Origin of the sequence: Staphylococcus casei (assembly GCF_030294405.1) — a bacterium.
Classification (GTDB): Bacteria; Bacillota; Bacilli; order Staphylococcales; family Staphylococcaceae; genus Staphylococcus; species Staphylococcus succinus.
Genome location: NZ_CP125718.1, coordinates 38,201 through 57,174, shown reverse-complemented (window position 1 = coordinate 57,174; position 18,974 = coordinate 38,201). Strand labels below are relative to the sequence as shown.

At 33.2% G+C, this 18,974-nt stretch carries 18 protein-coding genes; 16 read left to right on the top strand and 2 right to left on the bottom strand.

Annotated features, from left to right (window positions below; genetic code table 11):
• Positions 1-29: 29 nt before the first annotated feature.
• Entirely contained in the window at positions 30-1,694 is a 1,665-nt protein-coding gene (gene alsS, locus QMO72_RS00240; RefSeq protein ID WP_002511819.1) for an acetolactate synthase AlsS, read from the bottom strand.
• 764 nt (positions 1,695-2,458) lie between these two features.
• Here alsS and lqo point away from each other — a divergent pair.
• The 10 genes from lqo (at position 2,459) to ccrB (ending at position 13,438) form a co-directional block, all read left to right on the top strand.
• Entirely contained in the window at positions 2,459-3,955 is a 1,497-nt protein-coding gene (gene lqo / locus QMO72_RS00235; protein ID WP_103170146.1) for an L-lactate dehydrogenase (quinone), read from the top strand.
• Between the two features lie 39 nt (positions 3,956-3,994).
• A complete protein-coding gene (locus tag QMO72_RS00230) occupies positions 3,995-4,096 on the top strand; it encodes an SE2200 family small protein (RefSeq protein WP_019468545.1) in 102 nt (33 codons plus the stop codon).
• Positions 4,097-4,374: 278 nt separating this feature from the next.
• Positions 4,375-5,493 (top strand): ATP-grasp domain-containing protein, encoded by a 1,119-nt coding sequence (locus QMO72_RS00225; RefSeq protein WP_225486677.1) that lies wholly within the window; start codon positions 4,375-4,377, stop codon positions 5,491-5,493.
• 310 nt (positions 5,494-5,803) lie between these two features.
• Positions 5,804-6,136, top strand: coding sequence for a TetR-like C-terminal domain-containing protein (locus tag QMO72_RS00220; RefSeq protein ID WP_286093211.1), 333 nt, complete (start codon positions 5,804-5,806; stop codon positions 6,134-6,136).
• Between the two features lie 546 nt (positions 6,137-6,682).
• Positions 6,683-7,678, top strand: a complete 996-nt coding sequence (locus QMO72_RS00215; protein WP_002511822.1) for a hypothetical protein — start codon at positions 6,683-6,685, stop codon at positions 7,676-7,678.
• Between the two features lie 179 nt (positions 7,679-7,857).
• The gene (ssb, locus tag QMO72_RS00210) at positions 7,858-8,151 is read left to right on the top strand and encodes a cassette chromosome ssDNA-binding protein (protein WP_002511823.1); all 294 of its coding nucleotides are present in this window, start codon (positions 7,858-7,860) and stop codon (positions 8,149-8,151) included.
• On the top strand, positions 8,151-9,941 hold the full coding sequence (gene cch1, locus QMO72_RS00205) for a cassette chromosome replicative helicase (RefSeq protein ID WP_103266535.1): 1,791 nt from the start codon (positions 8,151-8,153) through the stop codon (positions 9,939-9,941). The genes ssb and cch1 overlap by 1 nt, the downstream gene beginning before the upstream one ends.
• 65 nt (positions 9,942-10,006) lie before the next feature.
• Positions 10,007-10,270, top strand: a complete 264-nt coding sequence (locus tag QMO72_RS00200; protein WP_047505043.1) for a hypothetical protein — start codon at positions 10,007-10,009, stop codon at positions 10,268-10,270.
• A 170-nt stretch (positions 10,271-10,440) separates the two neighbouring features.
• A complete protein-coding gene (gene ccrA, locus QMO72_RS00195) occupies positions 10,441-11,790 on the top strand; it encodes a cassette chromosome recombinase CcrA (protein ID WP_103266534.1) in 1,350 nt (449 codons plus the stop codon).
• Positions 11,791-11,809: 19 nt separating this feature from the next.
• Positions 11,810-13,438 carry a cassette chromosome recombinase CcrB gene (ccrB, locus tag QMO72_RS00190; RefSeq protein ID WP_103266533.1) on the top strand — a complete coding sequence of 543 codons (1,629 nt, stop codon included), beginning with the start codon at positions 11,810-11,812 and terminating at the stop codon, positions 13,436-13,438.
• A 35-nt stretch (positions 13,439-13,473) separates the two neighbouring features.
• On the opposite strand, the gene QMO72_RS00185 is transcribed toward ccrB, so the two are convergent.
• A complete protein-coding gene (locus QMO72_RS00185) occupies positions 13,474-13,761 on the bottom strand; it encodes a hypothetical protein (protein ID WP_103266532.1) in 288 nt (95 codons plus the stop codon).
• 555 nt (positions 13,762-14,316) lie between these two features.
• On the opposite strand from QMO72_RS00185, the gene QMO72_RS00180 reads away from it, so the two are divergent.
• The 6 genes from QMO72_RS00180 to QMO72_RS00155 all read left to right on the top strand — a co-directional run bounded on the left by QMO72_RS00180 (position 14,317) and on the right by QMO72_RS00155 (position 18,973).
• A complete protein-coding gene (locus QMO72_RS00180; RefSeq protein WP_011302037.1) occupies positions 14,317-14,655 on the top strand; it encodes an SAUGI family uracil-DNA glycosylase inhibitor in 339 nt (112 codons plus the stop codon).
• Between the two features lie 95 nt (positions 14,656-14,750).
• Positions 14,751-15,062 carry a DUF960 family protein gene (locus QMO72_RS00175; RefSeq protein WP_011302036.1) on the top strand — a complete coding sequence of 104 codons (312 nt, stop codon included), beginning with the start codon at positions 14,751-14,753 and terminating at the stop codon, positions 15,060-15,062.
• A gap of 13 nt (positions 15,063-15,075) precedes the next feature.
• Complete coding sequence (locus QMO72_RS00170; RefSeq protein WP_031797623.1) at positions 15,076-15,582, top strand: DUF1643 domain-containing protein; 507 nt, start codon at positions 15,076-15,078, stop codon at positions 15,580-15,582.
• A 14-nt stretch (positions 15,583-15,596) separates the two neighbouring features.
• On the top strand, positions 15,597-15,818 hold the full coding sequence (locus QMO72_RS00165; RefSeq protein WP_103266530.1) for a hypothetical protein: 222 nt from the start codon (positions 15,597-15,599) through the stop codon (positions 15,816-15,818).
• A 139-nt stretch (positions 15,819-15,957) separates the two neighbouring features.
• Complete coding sequence (locus tag QMO72_RS00160) at positions 15,958-17,745, top strand: type I restriction-modification system subunit M (RefSeq protein ID WP_103266528.1); 1,788 nt, start codon at positions 15,958-15,960, stop codon at positions 17,743-17,745.
• A complete protein-coding gene (locus QMO72_RS00155; protein WP_103266527.1) occupies positions 17,735-18,973 on the top strand; it encodes a restriction endonuclease subunit S in 1,239 nt (412 codons plus the stop codon). Before QMO72_RS00160 ends, QMO72_RS00155 begins: the two co-directional genes overlap by 11 nt.
• Position 18,974: the final 1 nt, after the last annotated feature.

Genomic DNA, 18,974 nt, shown 5'->3' with positions numbered 1-18,974 from the left:
ATTAATCATTTTCGCCGTTTGATTCGATATTAGTTAAAAGCGTCAGGTAACATATTTGTTGAAAGTTTGACATTATCTTTGTAATTCACTGGGATATCAATTAATACTGGTCCTTCAGTTTCGTATCCCTCTTTAATTGCCGCTTCTAATTCTTCTTGATTTGTTACACGTAAGCCTTTAGCACCAAATGATTCAGCATATTTAACGAAGTCTACTGAACCAAAGTCTACACCTGAACTACGTTCATATTTCATTTCTTCTTGGAATTCAACCATGTTATATTTACCGTCATTCCAAATTAATTGAATGATATTAAGATTTTTACGTACAGCAGTTTCTAAGTCTTGTGCTGAGAATAAGAAACCACCATCACCAGCAACGGATACAACTTGTGTATTAGGACGTACTAAAGCAGCTGAAATAGCCCATGGTAACGCAACACCTAACGTTTGCATACCATTACTGAATAGCAAGTGTCTTGGATTGTAACTTCTAAATTTACGTGCCATCCAAATATAGTGACTACCTACGTCTACAGTTACTGTTGTATCATCTGATAATACTTTTTGCATTGACTTAATGACTTCAACTGGGTGTAACACGCCATCTTCATGTGTTGGTTTGATACCAGTTGATTCAAGTATATGCGCTCTTAAAGTTTCTAATTCGTCTAAATGTTTTTGACTGATAAAAGGTTCATCGACTTTGTCAGAAATAAGTTCGATTGTGCCAGCAATATTACCAACCAATTCTTTTGCTGGTTGCATATGATTTGTAATTTCCGCTTGAATTTCATCTATATTAATAATTTTAGTATCTAATTCTTTATTCCAATTGCTCGCTTCATATTCAATTGGATCATAACCAATCGTAACAACGAGGTCACTTTTTCTTAATAATTCGTCACCGACTTGGTTACGGAATAAACCAACACGACCAAAGAAATGGGATTCTAGTTCACGACTAATCACACCCGCACCTTGGAATGTTTCTACAACTGGTAAATTTGTTTTTTCAACTAATTTACGGATTGCATTCGTTTCGTCTGAACTTGAACTTCTCATACCTGCTAATAATACAGGGAATTTCGCGTTTTTAATCGCTTCAATTACTTCATTAACATTTTGTTCACTTGGCACACCTAAGCTAGGTTTTTGGCAAAGTGCAATCGCTTGTGATTCAACCGGTGCAGAAATAACATCTTGCGGTATGCTTATGAAACTTGCGCCATTTTTACCTGAAGTTGCAGTTCTCATCGCATTTGTCATAACTTCTGATAATGACTCTGGATCTTGAACTTCTTCACTATATTTTGTTGAAGATTTTAATAATGCTGCATTATCAATACTTTGGTGTGTTAGACGTAATAAATCGTTACGTTTAACTTGGCCACCTAATGCTAATACAGGGTCTCCTTCTGATGTCGCTGTTAAAAGTCCAGTCGTTAAATTACTTACCCCTGGGCCACTTGTTACTAAGGTAACACCTGGTTTACCTGTTAAGCGTCCAATACCTTGTGCCATCATTGCCGCGTTTTGCTCATGACGCGTTACAATAAGTTCTGGGCCATCATCTTCAAGTGCATTGAATAAATAATCGATTTTAGCACCTGGGATACCGAATACATATTCCACACCATTATTTTTCAAAGTATTTATTACCATATTTGCTGCTGTATAATTTTTGTCAGCCATTTTACATTCATTTCCTTTCAACATTTAATGCAAAAAATCATTAATCATTGCAAGCAATTTAAATTATTCACTTAACAATGTATTAAAAATTTAATCTCATTACATTATTATGAAAAATTCATATTTAATACTCTAAATTAGCGCCGTTCACATTTAGTCCTATACCATGGCATGTCATAACGAATGATTTGCGCTGTAAATTGATTACATACTTATTATAAAACGCTGCAACATATATATCAAATACATATTATCTATCTAACCCATAGAAAAAAGTAATGGTTAGAACATGTGAAAGTTGGATAATTTGCGTGTATATGGATAACTATTATATAGGAAGTTTTTAAAATAGCTGTTATCTTTCCAGTTGCTCAATGTTGATATTAGAAAATTAAACTTTCCTACTTTAATATGTACGCACGTGTACATACGCACGTGCGTGAATAAATAAATGTACAAATATTTTGATAGTCGTGTTTGTTGAAGATTGATCGGGGTAAAATTACATAGAACTATAATTTTTCTATATTTAATTAGCAATGCTATATTATGGAATGTTTGTAAATTTTCTGTTAAAATGAAGTTATACATCAATCGAATAACAAAAAAGATATTTAAAAAATTTATTTCTCTCTATGTTTTAATAGTAGAAATAAAAAAGATTCCATATTAGAATGGCACCTATAAAAAATATGTATTTTAATGATAGGTGATTTAGTATTATACTATAGTTGCAAGTTGAGATAAGGAAAGGTGATTAGATAATGGCTACTAACAAAGAGTCAAAAAGCGTTGTAATAATTGGCGCTGGGGTATTAAGTACTACATTCGGTACAATGATTAAAGAATTAGCACCAGAATGGGATATTAAATTATACGAGCGTTTAGATCGTCCAGGTGATGAAAGTTCTCACGAGCGTCATAACGCTGGTACAGGACACGCTGCTTTATGTGAATTGAATTATACAGTTAGACAACCAGATGGTTCAATTAACATTGAGCAAGCGAAAGAGATTAATGAACAATTTGAATTATCAAAACAATTTTGGAGTCATTTAGTTCAAAACAAAACAATCAGTAACCCTGAAGAATTTATTCGTCCGCTACCACACATTAGCTTTGTAAGAGGTAAAAATAACGTTCAATTTTTAAAAGATCGTTATGAAGCTATGAAAGAATTCCCAATGTTCGACAATATTGAATATACAGAAGATATTGAACAAATGAGAAAATGGATTCCATTAATGATGCAAGGTCATAGTGCAGGTGACATTATGGCAGCTAGTAAAATTGATGAAGGTTCTGACGTAAACTTTGGTGAACTTACTCGTAAAATAGCCAAAAACTTAGAAAAACAACCTAATGTAGATGTTCAATACAACCACGAAGTAATGGACTTTAACCAACGTAAAGACGGTAAATGGGAAGTTAAAGTACGTCAACGTAACAGTGGTAGTGTAGAAACACAACTAGCTGATTATGTATTTATTGGTGCAGGTGGTGGCGCAATTCCACTATTACAAAAAACAGGTATTCCTGAAAGTAAACACTTAGGTGGATTCCCAATCACTGGTCAATTCTTAATCTGTACAAATCCAGATGTTATACAAGCACATGATGCTAAAGTATACGGTAAAGAACCTCAAGGTACACCACCAATGACTGTACCTCACTTAGATACACGTTATATTGATGGTGAACGTACATTACTATTTGGACCATTCGCTAGTATTGGACCTAAATTCCTTAAACAAGGTTCTAATTTAGATTTATTTAAATCTGTTAAACCATATAACATCACAACTTTATTAGCATCAGCAGTTAAAAACTTACCATTAATTAAATATTCAATTGATCAAATCTTGATGACTAAAGAAGGTACTATGAACCATATTCGTACATTCTACCCAGAAGCACGTGACGAAGACTGGCAATTATACAATGCTGGTAAACGTGTTCAAGTAATCAAAGATACACCTGAAAACGGTAAAGGCTTTATCCAATTCGGTACAGAAGTGGTTAATTCTGAAGATCATACTGTAATTGCATTATTAGGTGAATCTCCAGGGGCTTCTACTTCAGTATCAGTTGCATTAGAAGTATTAGAGAAAAACTTCCCTAAATATAAATCAGAATGGACACCAAAAATCAAAAAAATGATTCCATCTTATGGTCAATCATTAATTGAAGATCCTGATTTAATGAGACGTACACGTCAACAAACTTCTAAAAGCTTAAACCTAAACTATTATAGTAAATAGTAGTTTAATGCATAATAATTTTAAAGGATTGTGAAAAAAATGAAAAAACTATTAGTAGTTTCAGTAATCGGCGCTATCGGTTTTTGCGCTTTAAAACGTTATCAAAAACACGTGAATAAAGCACCGAATATCGAATATTAAAAACAACTAACAATTGTAGGGCTTCAATTGAGAGTTTAGAACGACCCCCACTCTTAATTGTAAAAAGACTAATTCGCTTGAGCGAATTAGTCTTTTTTTATATTTCCAATCTTCTTAATCATGCTTCGAATTTCATTACACTTCTCTCAAACCAATTCAAAATACTCAAATTAATAAAATTCATATTTCCCAAAATTCATTCCAACTATATTCCAAATATAATTTTATATAGTATTATTTTTATATATTAATCATTTCATAAAAATTAGGAAGCTCATATGACAGAATATCTATTGTTATTAGGTGCAGATCAGTTTTTAAGAGAACATGCTTACGCTGGTGGCAAAGCAATCGGTGATTTTCAAATATGGACAGCAATTCAAAATGCAAAATATAAGTACAATGCGTATTTTGATTTTTGCATTGATGCCAATCCTTTAAGCTATGAAGAGATAAAGAAAGAGATAGCATATTATCAAATTCAGGGGTACGAACCAAAAAGCATCGTCCCCTTAAATGATTGGACATTAGAAGTAGCTAATCAATTAAATCGAGACTACGGTTTGCCTTACCTTGAACCAAAGGTTATTAAAGCTTGCAGAAACAAGCACATCATGAAATCCTTATTTGAAAAAGCAAACATTCCTACAGCAAAGTCGATACAATTTAATGATGCAACAGAATTGAAAGAATGTATCAAAGAATTTACTTTCCCAGTAATTATAAAACCAATGGATTTTGGAGGCAGTGATGGGGTTTACTTAGCAAATAACGAAAAAGAATGCATGGATGCCTATAGAAAATCGAAACAAATTATGGAGACTTATGCTGATACCTTTCATGTATCTAAAAATAAATTTCTGATTGAAACATTTATTGATAGTGATGACGAAGTTTCAGTTGAAGTGTTGTGTGGTCATCATTTTTATGAGGTCATTACAGTTACCGAAAAATATTTATCTCCCAGACCATGGTTTACTGAAATGGGTCATTTAGTCCCAAGTCACAGATATAAAAATGAAGATATTAAAAACCTTGCAATCCGCACGTGTCAGACTTTAGGTATTACGCGAGGCGTTGCTCATGTGGAAATAAAAATCAAAGGCGACCAACTCTATGTCATAGAAGCTGCTGCTAGACCTGGTGGTGACGCTATAATGGACTTAGTTGAAAATGCTTATGATATGAACCCTTATCAACTCCATATTTCTATGTACATTAATAATAAAGTTAAATCAGCAGATATATTCACACCAAAACGTACGTCTGCTATCGCTTTTATGAAAGCTAAAAAAGGTAAGATACAAAATATTAACTATCCTGATATAGCCAATGATTCTGAAATAAAAAAAAGTAAATTTATTAAAGGGTATTGGAGACAATGTAACCGATCCTGAAAATTGGAGCAGTCGTGAAGGACTTGTGTAGTTTAGCTGGCCTGAATTATCGACTACAAAAACTTTCAAACATATTCATAAAGCCAATGAACTGGCATCTAAAATTTTTGATTGTAGTGATGCGCATCATGACTAATTATTTAATAATCACTGCATTATACCGTTTTATCTGTTTAGCCTACCTAATTCTTTGCTTAGCAATTAGAAGTAGAAATAAGATGATGCATCTTACCTCTATAAACGAATCATCTCCACCCAAGTCATCTGTAAAATTAATACATTATTTTATGAGCATGCTATTGATTTTATTTTGAGTGCAGCAGTAAATCAATGCAATCTTTACATAGCAAAATCAGAGGATAATGAAAAGGCATTACGTGAAATATTATATGTCATTGATGATCAGTACACTATTTTAAAGACTTTGTTTAAAAGGTCGGATCTTAATATAGTTAAACAAACATTATCAAAGAAAATGCGCGACAACATGAATCAAGAAAATAATGAAATTACAATCCAATTTTTATCATCAGCTGTAGTAGGCATTATTGTATGGTGGATTGAAGCATCAAAACCATGTGATATTGATACTTTAACAACAGAGCTGTCCGTTTTATTGGAACCCCATTCAAAGCACTTATAATGCTAAAATTGATTGGAGCATAAAGTTTATATTAAATCGTGTTATAAATTGGGAGTCTGGGACATAAATAAATGTCTCAGTCTCTTTATGTACAATAAAAAAGAATATCTAAATCATTAACTAGTCATTTTTCAATGTCTATCCCTATGTCACTCAACAAAAATTAAAAGTTATAGAATTTATACATAAAATCGATTTAAATCCAAAATAATTTCAACTCTAGTTTAAACTGCGCCTGTTTTATAATTATAAACACTATCTTCATCATCCCCATTAAAAACATTAGAAATTTGTTTGAGAATGTCCTCAGTTATCATAATTAGATCCCCTTTCACTAATTATAGCCTCACAAATAAAGAAATTGATCTTTACTATTTCTATCTCAGTCGTTAAAATCGTTCCCTTTTATGTTCAAACTTTTTCTACATTAAACTGATTTTAAAAATTAATTATTTTAATTATAACAATTTAAGAACTTCTGTTCCCTATAAATATTTATATGTCTTTAGAGTATAATTAAAACAAAATGAAGAAATGAGTGATTTGATGAACAGCGATTGGGGACATGAGTTGCAATCAATAATTGGGAAGATAGATCCAAAAGATGTAAAGAAAGTACTTAATGATTCAAACAAATCATATGAAGAAATAAACAATGCTAGTAAAACTCGTAATAAAAATGAATATTCAATGAATCTTAACGAGATTATTAAATTAGAGGTAGAATTCATTTATTACAATAATGTTAAAAGCTCTACAGATATTAGTGAGGCACTTGAAAACAAACCAGATAAATGGGAAGATGATGATTTATTTATACCAACCAAAACGAACTTTTCAGCAAACTTCAAAAAGTTTTGTCATTACCTTGGTATCAATCCAGATAACTTTAAAAATGGAAAATCCTTTGCATTTAAACCTAAAAGTAAATATGTAATACATGATATTTTATCAAACAACTCTGATTACCTTCATTTTTTAAAGTATGGTGCTAATGAAAAAGACTTAAATCATATGAATAAAATCAATGAAAACCTTTTTTATTTTATTAAAAATGAAATAACAGATTCCACTGATTATGAGACAGCTCTGACAAATTATTACTTATATTTTTTAGTGAATTCAAATGTCGAAGTAGGTATTAAATCTAAAATCGTAGATATTATAACCGTACCTGACCTTAATAATAATCAAAAATTAAATGTTCTAGAATACTACTTAAGCGAACTAGCAGAGTTGAATGACGAGATAAACTCAAAATTAGCTGAATATCAATCGTATGATTATAACAAGTATTTAAAACATGAAACGCGTGTTCCAATAGATATTAATTTAGCTAAATATATTACTAATAAAGAAACACAATCTTCTGCACCTAAAGATTTAATACTCAAACTGTTAACTAATAGTGAATTAGTCGGCCAACCGAAATTTACTAAGGAACATAGAAATAAACTCATTTCTGAATTAAAAAAAGCATTAAATTATCATTTAAATAAAAGTGATAATTATTCAGAATTTTTTTATATTACAACTAAATAGTTATATACCAATGAAGTATCGACTAATGTCGGTACTCTTTTTTTGTCAATATAATTTTCAATTATTATTGTATGGAAATTACTCCCCTATTTTCCGAACTTACACCTGTCGTTTTTCATTATATATTTATACATGTATTCGGCCGATACATAAATTAAAATAGTCGGAGGTAAATTATTATGAAGTACAAAGGTGAAGATTTTAACGAATTTAAAAGAAGAATTTTAGGTGCTGCTTTCAGTCTATCTGAAGATATTACATTTACATTTAGTGATTTAAACTTAAAATCTGGATTTACCTGTTCAACTGAAGTTCAACAAGAGGTAGGTCGTTGGTTCTCATACTTTGTAAAGCACACACCAAATGTTCCATTTGTCATTATTGGTAAGAATAGTAATGGGAACTTAGTTTACCGTAAGACAGGACCTAATCCAATGCGTCACAAACGTAACTGGAAAGGTGGTAACAACTAATGACTAACAACATATTCGAGCAAAATCCATATTTTTTAAATTCAAATGGATTTTATGAAGTGATTCCACCTAAAAGTAACAATGATATAGAAAAAATCATCCAATTGTCTAGTCCCATAATTATTGAAAATAAATTTCTCGACCCGTCTACAGGGGTTGAGAAATTGGTTATTACAGACGGAAAAAATATTGAACGTATTGAAGCATCAGATATCTTAACATCTTTCAAGCTACCTGGATTGATTAAGTACGGCTTCAACATCAACGAACGGTACATTAAATCATTAAGCTATGCGTTACAATCGATGCGCCAGTCACTTCCATTATCTAAATTATATACCGGCGTAGGTGTATTACAGTCTGATGATGAAGGTATGGTCATTTCATTGGATAAACCATACTTTTCAAAAGAAATAGAGCAGTCTCAAGCTAATGAAATCATTTGTGAAACACACTATGATTTACAACCAAAAGGTACTTTCAAAGGCTGGTGGGAGATGTACTTAAAACAAGTTAAAGGGAACTTACTCCTAGAACTTGCAGTAGTATTTGCTGCTTCTTCATTAGTTACGGCTTTCCTAAAAACAAGACATGAGGTCGAGTTTGCGGGAACCATCTTCTCATTTATGGGAAATTCAAGCACAGGTAAATCGACTGCAGCCGCTTTAGCTGTTTCAATAGCCGGCAATCCTACTAAAGGTAGCAATACACTTTTTAGGTCTTGGAATGGTACTAGAAACGCGCTTGAAGGATATTTAAGTAGCAATTATGGTTTGCCTATCGTATTGGACGAATTATCGGCTGCAACCTTCAAAGACACTACTGGGTTGTTGTACAGTCTGGCAGAAGGACAAGGCCGACAACGATCTAATATAGATGGTAATGTCAAAGCACTCAAAAATTGGGGGACCTCAGTGATAAGTACGGCAGAACACAGTGTTTTAAATAATAGTGCACGTAATGATGGATTAAATGTTCGTACCATTGAAATATCAGAAGCTTTTACGACGAGTGCTGACAATGCAGATGCAATTAAAAGGGCTACATCGGTCAATTATGGCCATATCATGCCATTAGTAGCTGAATATCTTTTAAAACGTGAAGACGAAGTAATTAAATGGTTTCATGCGGAACATGATTGGTTCAAAAACCAACTAAAAAATGAAACGAGTAATACTGGTATTCGTATGTTCAAACGCTATGCAGTGATTGCGACATCTGCTCGGATATTCGAACGTGTTATTGCAGTACCTATTGATATAGATGCAGTAAGAGCATACTTGGTTAGTTATCACTTGGAGTCAGTTTCAGAACGCTCACTAGCAGAGAAATCTATTGAGGTCATTGTTCAGTTTGTAGCGCAAAACCGGGGGAAATTCTCTGAGGATGCCAAGCTATCAACAATGATTGAGAATTATGGACTTATTGAACTCAAAGAAGACCACATACAAGTTAAAATCCTGAAAAATGTATTTAAAAATATGTTGAATGAAAATCAATTCCAAGATGTAAATATTGTAATTGATGCTTTACGAGACAAAGATTATATCCATTCTGATCGGAACCGTAAAACAACAAAACGTAGCGTTCCAGATTCTAATGGCAAAAAGAAGACTATTGTCTTTTACCATCTTAAGCTAGATATGACTTATGCTTCAATGTTTGGTTTGAGTTCTAAAACAGAACCTAGTATACCCCCACCATTCGTTGATAATACAAATCCAAATTTGCTAGAAGATTTTGTAACGAAAGCTAAACAATTCGAAGCAAATGACGATTTAGGATTATAAAATATCGCTATAACACCCTAAAGGCTGTTGTAGCTTACTTAATCAAATACTTGGAGGAAATTAAAATGAATACTAAATTCAAATTAACACAATACACATTATGCTCTTTGGTCGAATTAGAGAATCAACAATTAGTCGTAAACTATATTGATCATGACTATGATATAGAATCCTATACGTTAACTGAGACACAACGTAAGCTCTTGATACTTTATAAATTGCACCCTGAATTTATGAATGAGGTAGCTCTCACTAATTTCTTTGTGAAAAGTACAAGAGACGACAGAATGACTGTTTATCATATTATCAAATCCTTAAATATTTTATAGAATCGGAGGTCTTTTCATTGGACGAATTAATCACATTACTCGCTGATTTAGTGATTGAAGAAATCAATCACTCTGATGACTAATAATAACGCCCAACACCTCACTGGTGTTGGGCTTATATATAAATTCGTTCATAAATATATATTATCAATTTGGAAGGAGGAAACAGGATGAAACAAGCAATAGGTTATCTACGTCAAAGTACACTCAAACAACAATCACTCTCAGCCCAGAAACAAACCATCAAGGCATTAGCCGAAAAGCATAATATTCAACACATTACCTTTTATAGCGATAAGCAATCAGGACGCACTGATAAGCGAAACGGTTACCAGCAAATTACTGAACTGATTCAACAAGGACAATGTGACGTACTATGTTGTTATCGTCTGAATCGACTTCATCGTAATTTGAAAAATGCGCTAAAATTAATTAAATTATGCCAGCAGTACAATGTAGATATCTTGAGTGTTAACGATGGCTATTTTGACTTAAACAAATCATTTGATCGTCTAAAACTCAATATCTTCATTTCATTAGCTGAACTTGAGTCAAATAATATTGGTGAACAAGTAAGCAACGGGATAAAAGAAAAAGCACGTCAAGGTAAACTGATTACCACACATGCACCTTTTGGATATCATTATTATAAAGGCACATTTGTAATCAACCCAGTAGAAGCACAAACGGTGACTGCAGTATTCAAATACTATCTTCAAGGGTATGGTTACAAAAAGATTGCACAATATTTGGAAAAAGATAATAAGTTAATCAACCGAAAACCATATCAAGTACGTAACATTATTATGAACCCTAATTACTGTGGACGTGTGAATAACAAATACGGCACCTTTGATAATATGTTCCCATTTATTATCAGTAAATCAGTGTATAAAGATGCTCAAGCAATACGAGTAAATAAACAAGTTCAGCGCACGCCTTCTGCTAATTTACTCAAACAAAAGATCAAATGTCCTTGTTGTGACTCAACGCTGACAAATATGACGATAAGAAAAAAAGAACATACATTGCGATATTATGTTTGTCCTAAAAATATGAATGAATCTCGCTTTGTCTGTTCATTCAAAGGGATAAATGCACAAGAATTAGAAGTTCAAGTCTTAGCAACATGTCAGAACTTCTTTCAAAACCAACAGCTCTATTCAAAAATTAATAATACGATTCATCAACGCCTCAAAAAACAAAGAGTGATAGAAGCTAAAAGTACGCTAACTCAAGAACAACTGATAGATAAACTTGCCAAAGGTATGATTGATGCTGAATCATTCAGAAAACAGACTCATTCGATGAATCAAAAGCACAAAACCATATCCTCCATAAGTGATAATCAGTTACAAACATCACTACAAAATGTGATACAGCAAAGTTTCACGTTAAACATGCTGTATCCCCATATTGATGAAATTCATATTACTAAAAACAAAGCCCTTGTTGGGATCTATTTCAAAAATGAACCATTGAATATTGTGAACCAAACCTCGCAATCATCGATTGCCTAACAAGAAAGGATGAAAAAATATGCAACAACTTAAACAAAAACGTGTCGGTATCTATGTCCGTGTATCAACAGAAATGCAAAGTACTGAAGGATATAGTATCGATGGACAAATCAATCAAATTCGAGAATATTGTGATTTCAATAACTTTGCTGTTGTAGATGTATACGCGGATAGAGGTATCTCTGGAAAATCTATGAACCGACCAGAACTACAACGTTTGTTAAAAGATGCGAACGAAGGCCAGATCGATTCTGTTATGGTCTACAAAACAAACCGGCTAGCACGTAACACTTCTGACTTACTCAAAATTGTTGAAGACCTTCATCGTCAAAATGTCGAATTCTTCAGCTTATCTGAACGTATGGAAGTTAATACAAGCAGTGGTAAACTGATGCTACAAATTCTAGCGAGTTTTTCAGAATTTGAAAGAAATAATATTGTCGAAAATGTATTCATGGGTCAAACCCGACGCGCTCAAGAAGGCTATTATCAAGGCAATTTGCCATTAGGCTATGAGAAAATACCAGATAATAAGCATGAACTCATGATTAATCAACATGAAGCCAATATCGTTAAATACATCTTTGAATCATATGCTAAAGGCCATGGATATCGTAGAATTGCCAATGCACTCAACCATAAAGGTTATGTCACTAAAAAAAATAAACCATTCAGTATTGGTTCAGTGACCTATATCTTATCCAATCCGTTCTATATTGGTAAAATTCAATTTGCAAAATACAAAGATTGGAATGACAAACGTCGTAAGGGATTAAATGATAATCCAGTAATTGCTGATGGAAAGCACTCCCCTATCATTAGTCAAGAGCTGTGGGATAAAGTACAAGCTCGTAAGAAGCAAGTCAGCAAAAAACCACAAGTTCATGGTAAAGGGACAAATATTTTAACTGGGTTAATTTCGTGTCCCCAATGTTCTGCTTCAATGTCTGCGAGCACAACAGTTAATACACTTAAAGATGGTACTAAAAAACGCATTCGCTACTATTCGTGTAGTAACTTTCGTAATAAAGGGTCAAAAGTATGTTCTGCGAATAGTGTCAGAGCCGATGTAATTGAAAAATATGTTATGGATCAAATACTCGAAATTGTTAAAAGCGACAAGGTTATCAAGCAAGTCGTTGAGCGTGTCAATCAAGAACATCAAATTGATACGTCTGCACTCAATCATGATATCGCATATAAGCAACAACAATATGATGAGGTCCAAATCAAATTAGATAACTTGATAAAAACGCTTGAAGATAATCCAGACTTAACATCTGTGCTTAAAAATACGATTCATCAGTATGAAAAACAACTCAATGACATCACAACTCAAATCAATCAACTTAAGCAACAACAAAATCAAGAGAAACCATCTTATGATACGAAACAAATCGCTGCCCTATTACAACGAATATTTCAAAATATAGAATTCATGGATAAATCACAGCTCAAAGCTTTGTACCTAACGGTTATTGACCGTATTGATATTCGTAAAGATGAGAATCATAAAAAGCAATTCTATGTCACACTCAAGCTCAATAATGAGATTATTAAACAACTTTTCAATAATACTCAGCTCGACGAAGTGCTTCTCAGCACTTCGTCTTTGTTTTTGCCTCAAACTCTTTACCTTAAAATCTAATAAAAAAAGCAAGATGCATTTATGCACCTTGCCTATCACTTATCTTCATCATATTCAAATGGAAACCTGTATGGATCGTCCATCAGACGCTGTCTTTTTTCGTCTAGTTTTGGGATATCCTCCTCATCTGCAATAGCTTCATCATAATTCAAACCTAATGCATTGAGAGCATCTTCAAAATCCATATCTTTTTCCTGCATGTAAAACCAAACTCTATCAGTAATGTATATTCCATCATATAAATGATAACCATCAATGGAACCATTCATATCATACTTCAAGTCATCATCTGAATAATGACCATATTTACTAAAACTTACCACTAGCTTCAACTCCTTTGACTTTCACTTTATATTACACCAAAAGTCAAAGTTAGTCAAAGTTAAATTATATGTATTTCAACTTATTTTCTCAGTGTCCTTTCGTCATTCAATAACACTCATCTAACAAATATATTCAACACGCTAACAAATCATGGCTCAATGTGAAGCTTATATTGATATGACGAAAGAACATCCCAAAACAAAATATAAGTGGGATAGTAACGGGATTGGCTAACTTCATGTAAGAGAAGGATTACGCAAGCGTAATCCCAAAATCCCATTATTATTTATAAATAAATAATATAAAAAGAAAAAAGTAAATCATAACCACACCTATTAATCCAAATGATATATAAATATATAGCTATATTTCCCGAGAAATGAGCGGGATAACGGGATTTCCTTGTCATATCAACAATTATCACGACTTTCGATTGGGATCTTTTCTGTATTTCAGTGGGATTTCTAGGCGAAACAAATGGTATTTCAAACTTATATTATCAAAATGATGTATCACATGCATACGTCAATCCAATACATTAGGAGGTCATAACAATGACACTAGAACAACAACTCAAGCACTATATAACCAACTTATTCAATCTGCCAAAGGACGAAGTGTGGCACTGCGAATCTATCGAGGAAATCGCTGATGATATCTTACCCAATCAATATGTAAGACTTGGCCCACTCAGTAATAAAATACTTCAGACTAATACCTACTACTCTGACACACTTCACGAAAGTAATATCTATCCTTTCATTCTCTACTATCAGAAACAACTCATAGCCATCGGTTATATCGACGAAAATCACGATATGGATTTCTTATACCTACACAACACTATCATGCCTCTTTTGGATCAACGATACTTACTAACAGGAGGACAATAATATGCATAAATACATCAAAATTACACAATTAGTCATTACAATACTAAGTGAAATCATCATTTGGATGAAAGAGTCAGAACGAAAGGAAGTCTCTTATGAATAGATATATCACCCGGGGTATCGCCAACAACTTACCTAATATCTTACAACACCAATTATGGCAACTCGTATCTGAACGAGAACAAGAACAAACCAAAGATAATACCTTAGTAGATTATTTTCATATATTCCAGTTCAATACACATCGCAATCAATTATATATCAAACACAAACAAGAACGACCAGCGTATGTGAAAACTCAAAAGGCAAATATCAATCAACCTATCAATATCAATAAGGTCTACATTATCCGTGAAGATGATGTAGACCTTTCTTATTACATTATGTTATTACCAAATGAATATTAAGGAGATAAAATCAATGGAAAATATCACAAATACACTTGTCACTACTGCAATATTTGACGAAAAGAGAACTCACCGCTACTTACTAACAAAGACATGGGACAGTGAAAAACAAACACTTACAATCATCACGATGTATCCGCACTATGATGGCATTATCAATATTGACCTAACAACCCAACTCATTATGAACAAAGTTTCAGAAATGGATGCATTTGGGTCCATCTATTTTGTGAATCTATACTCTAATATTACAACACCTATCAATCTCAAACATTTAGAAGAAAATGCTTATGATAATCATACAAATATTCAAATTATGAAAGCAGTGAAAGAATCAGATGAAGTGATATTAGCATGGGGTGCTTACGCTAAAAAGCCCGTTGTTGAAGCACGTGTTAATGAAGTATTAGAAATGTTGAAACCACATAAGAAGAAAGTGAAACAACTCATGAACCCAGCAACCAATGAAATCATGCACCCCCTTAATCCGAAAGCACGTCAAAAATGGACATTGAAATAAAAGGAGGATTATCTATGAACCATGACACTACACAATCAGGTTGGCGAACAGTTGCTAGTTGCTTAGCATCTCAAAATTATACTTCAATCTTAAAAGGGCTAGTACATCACTTCACAGCAATTGAAAATGAAGAAATACTTGATAAGATCTATGATGATTTTATGAATGATGATTCTATAACAACGGTACTTAACAATGATTTACAAACAATTATTAGCCATTATCTATCAAAATGAAAACTATATTCTAATAAAACTAGAGCATCCTTCACTTTTACGGTGAGGGATGCTCTTATTACTGTTTTTTTTATTTTAATCTCTGATAATATAGAAATAGAGAACTTTAACTTTTTATCTACTAAAGGAGATATACATAATGAATGAATATAAAAGACACCACCAAACATCAATCAACGTCCAAAAACAAGCAAATCTTATTTGGAACGTCGCAAACATTTTAAGAGGTTTATATAAACCACATGAGTACGGAAAAGTCATCTTACCGATGACAGTCATTAAACGTCTCCATGACACATTACTGAAAACACGAGAAGAAGTTCTTAAAACCGCAGAAAATACCCAATCAATGAATGACGTGATGCGAGAAAACTTTTTGAAGAATGCTTCAGGATATTCATTTTACAATACAAGCCTATACACTTTTGAAACATTACTCGCAGATCCAGCAAATATTGAATCGAACTTTAGAGCTTATCTCAACGGTTTCTCTGAAAACATGCAAGATATTCTCGATAACTTTAAGTTTGATGTTGAAATTACGACAATGGCAGATAATGATGCGCTATTTTATGTAATTCAAGAATTTAACAAGGCAGATGCATATCTAGGTCCAGACAAGATGACGAGCACCGATATGGGATACGTGTTCGAAGAGCTTGTCCGAAAATTTTCAGAAAGTTACAACGAAGAAGCAGGAGCGCACTTTACAAGTAGAGATATTATTTATCTTATGACTGATTTATTGCTCATCGAAGATAAAGATACTTTGTTTAAAGATCATGTATTTAAAACAGTTTACGACCAGACAATGGGAACTTCTCAAATGCTCTCAGCAATGACAGAACGTATTCACGATATGAATGATACTGCCGAGGTAGCTACATTTGGTCAAGAGCTAAACCCCGAAACTTATGCGATTGCGAAAGCAGATACAATGATTCGTGGTGGAGATCCTGAAAACATGGCGCTTGGAAGTACATTAACGAGTGATCAGTTTGAAGGATTTACATTTGATTACTGTATCTCCAACCCACCATTTGGTGTCGATTGGAAAAAGGACCAAAAAGTAGTAAAAGTAGAACACGAACTTGGTGAACTCGGTCGTTTTGGAGTTGGATTGCCTCGGGTTAGTGACGGACAGTTGCTGTTTCAACTCAATGGTATTTCAAAGTTAAAGGAAACAGGACGCATGGCAATTATTCACAACGGTTCTGCCTTGTTTTCTGGAAATCCTGGTGGAGGCGAGAGTTTAATTCGTCAGTATGTAATTGAGAATGATTGGTTAGAGGGCATAATCCAACTTCCTAACGACTTATTCTACAATACAGGAATTTCAACATATATTTGGATTATTACTAAAGATAAATCTCCAGAACGTCAAGGGAAAGTACAACTCATTGATGCGTCCAATATGTATGAAAAACGCCATAAGAATATTGGTGAAAAACGCGTAGATATTTCTGAAGCATGTCGAGAAATGATTGTGCAAGCTTATGGAGAATTTGATAATAAAGAATATTATCTAGGAGACAGAACAGTAGAGTCAAAAATATTTGATAATGAATCATTTGGTTTTACTCAAGTCACTATTGAACGGCCTCAACGAGACGAAAACGGAGATATCGTTTATAAGAAGAATGGAAGCAAAAATGTAGACACGAACCTTAGAGATACAGAAGATATTCCTCTAACAGAAGATATAAATGAATATTTTGAACGTGAGGTATTGCCGTTTAGTTCAGACGCATGGGTGGATCGTAAAAAAGATAAGGTTGGCTATGAAATTCCCTTCACGCGACTTTTCTATAAGTACACAGCACCAGAGCCATCAGAAGTCATTGCTGAACGCATCAAAAAATTAGAGGAATCAATTGTCGCAAACTTCCAAGCACTATCAGGGAAGGATGTGGAAAATGTTGACTAGGAAAATGAAGGATAGCGGAATTAAGTGGATTGGGGAAATACCAGAGGATTGGGAAATTAGAAAGCTAAAGTATACACTTGAAGAAAGAAAAGAAAAGAATAATCCAATAGTTACTGATAATATTTTATCATTATCAGTCGAAAGAGGAATCTTTCCTTATGCAGAAAAGACTGGTGGCGGAAATAAATCCAAGGCGGATCTAACAGCCTATAAAGTAGCTCATCCAAATGATATTGTAATTAACAGTATGAATATATTAGCGGGTGCAGTAGGACTATCTCGATACACGGGTGTTGTTAGTCCCGTGTATTATACGTTATACACAACTTCGGAAGAAATTAATATAACTTATTACTATTATTTATTTCGAACAAGAGAGTTCCAACGAAGTCTTTTAGGTTTAGGCAATGGAATAATGATGAGAGAGTCATCTACAGGTAAATTGAATACAATTAGAATGAGAATACCTATGGATAAATTAGCTGGTTTATTTCTTCCCCTACCTCCTAGGAGAGTTCAAGACTTAATTGTCAAGAGTTTAGCAAAAGACATAAAAGTTGTAAATAAATTAATAAATCAGACCGAACAATCCATCAAAGAACTAAAAAATTACAAACAATCACTCATCACAGAATCGGTGACAAAAGGCATAGACCCGAATGTGGAAATGAAAGATAGTGGTGTTGAGTGGATTGGAGCTATTCCTAGTCGCTGGGGACTAAATCAAATTAAAACTGTCGCCAAAGTGATGAATGGTAAAGAGATTGAAAACGATGGTGGGCATATACCCGTATTTGGTTCAGGTGGAGTATTTAAGTATACAAATACAAAATTGTATGATAGAGAGTCTGTATTGTTCGGTAGGAAGGGTACTATAGGAAAGCCATTAATAGTTAACCAACCTTTTTGGACAGTTGATACAATGTTTTATACACATATTTTTGAAAATAGAGCTTTTCCAAAATGGCTCTATTATATCTTAATATCATTACCCTGGGATGTTTATTCAACCCAAACTGCTATTCCTAGTATTGTTGGAAGTGAAATCGAAAGCATTAGAATACCTGTACCAGCAATAGAAGAACAACAACAAATCGTTGAATATTTAGACGATAAAGTAACCACTATCGATAGACTCATCGAGGATAAAACAAAAGTTATTGAAGAGTTAGAGAACTATAAAAAATCATTAATTTATGAATATGTCACAGGAAAAAAAGAAGTGTAAG

Bases quoted from the DNA above. Each gene is read 5' to 3' on its own strand.
- ccrB (WP_103266533.1), top strand. From the start codon at position 11,810: ATGCAACAACTTAAACAAAAACGTGTCGGTATCTATGTCCGTGTATCA.
- QMO72_RS00230 (WP_019468545.1), top strand. From the start codon at position 3,995: ATGAAAAAACTATTAGTAGTTTCAGTAATCGGCGCTATCGGTTTTTGC.
- QMO72_RS00215 (WP_002511822.1), top strand. From the start codon at position 6,683: ATGAACAGCGATTGGGGACATGAGTTGCAATCAATAATTGGGAAGATA.
- ccrA (WP_103266534.1), top strand. From the start codon at position 10,441: ATGAAACAAGCAATAGGTTATCTACGTCAAAGTACACTCAAACAACAA.
- lqo (WP_103170146.1), top strand. From the start codon at position 2,459: ATGGCTACTAACAAAGAGTCAAAAAGCGTTGTAATAATTGGCGCTGGG.
- ssb (WP_002511823.1), top strand. From the start codon at position 7,858: ATGAAGTACAAAGGTGAAGATTTTAACGAATTTAAAAGAAGAATTTTA.
- QMO72_RS00180 (WP_011302037.1), top strand. From the start codon at position 14,317: ATGACACTAGAACAACAACTCAAGCACTATATAACCAACTTATTCAAT.
- QMO72_RS00225 (WP_225486677.1), top strand. From the start codon at position 4,375: ATGACAGAATATCTATTGTTATTAGGTGCAGATCAGTTTTTAAGAGAA.
- QMO72_RS00160 (WP_103266528.1), top strand. From the start codon at position 15,958: ATGAATGAATATAAAAGACACCACCAAACATCAATCAACGTCCAAAAA.
- alsS (WP_002511819.1), bottom strand. From the start codon at position 1,694: ATGGCTGACAAAAATTATACAGCAGCAAATATGGTAATAAATACTTTG.
- QMO72_RS00175 (WP_011302036.1), top strand. From the start codon at position 14,751: ATGAATAGATATATCACCCGGGGTATCGCCAACAACTTACCTAATATC.
- QMO72_RS00170 (WP_031797623.1), top strand. From the start codon at position 15,076: ATGGAAAATATCACAAATACACTTGTCACTACTGCAATATTTGACGAA.
- QMO72_RS00200 (WP_047505043.1), top strand. From the start codon at position 10,007: ATGAATACTAAATTCAAATTAACACAATACACATTATGCTCTTTGGTC.
- cch1 (WP_103266535.1), top strand. From the start codon at position 8,151: ATGACTAACAACATATTCGAGCAAAATCCATATTTTTTAAATTCAAAT.
- QMO72_RS00165 (WP_103266530.1), top strand. From the start codon at position 15,597: ATGAACCATGACACTACACAATCAGGTTGGCGAACAGTTGCTAGTTGC.
- QMO72_RS00155 (WP_103266527.1), top strand. From the start codon at position 17,735: ATGTTGACTAGGAAAATGAAGGATAGCGGAATTAAGTGGATTGGGGAA.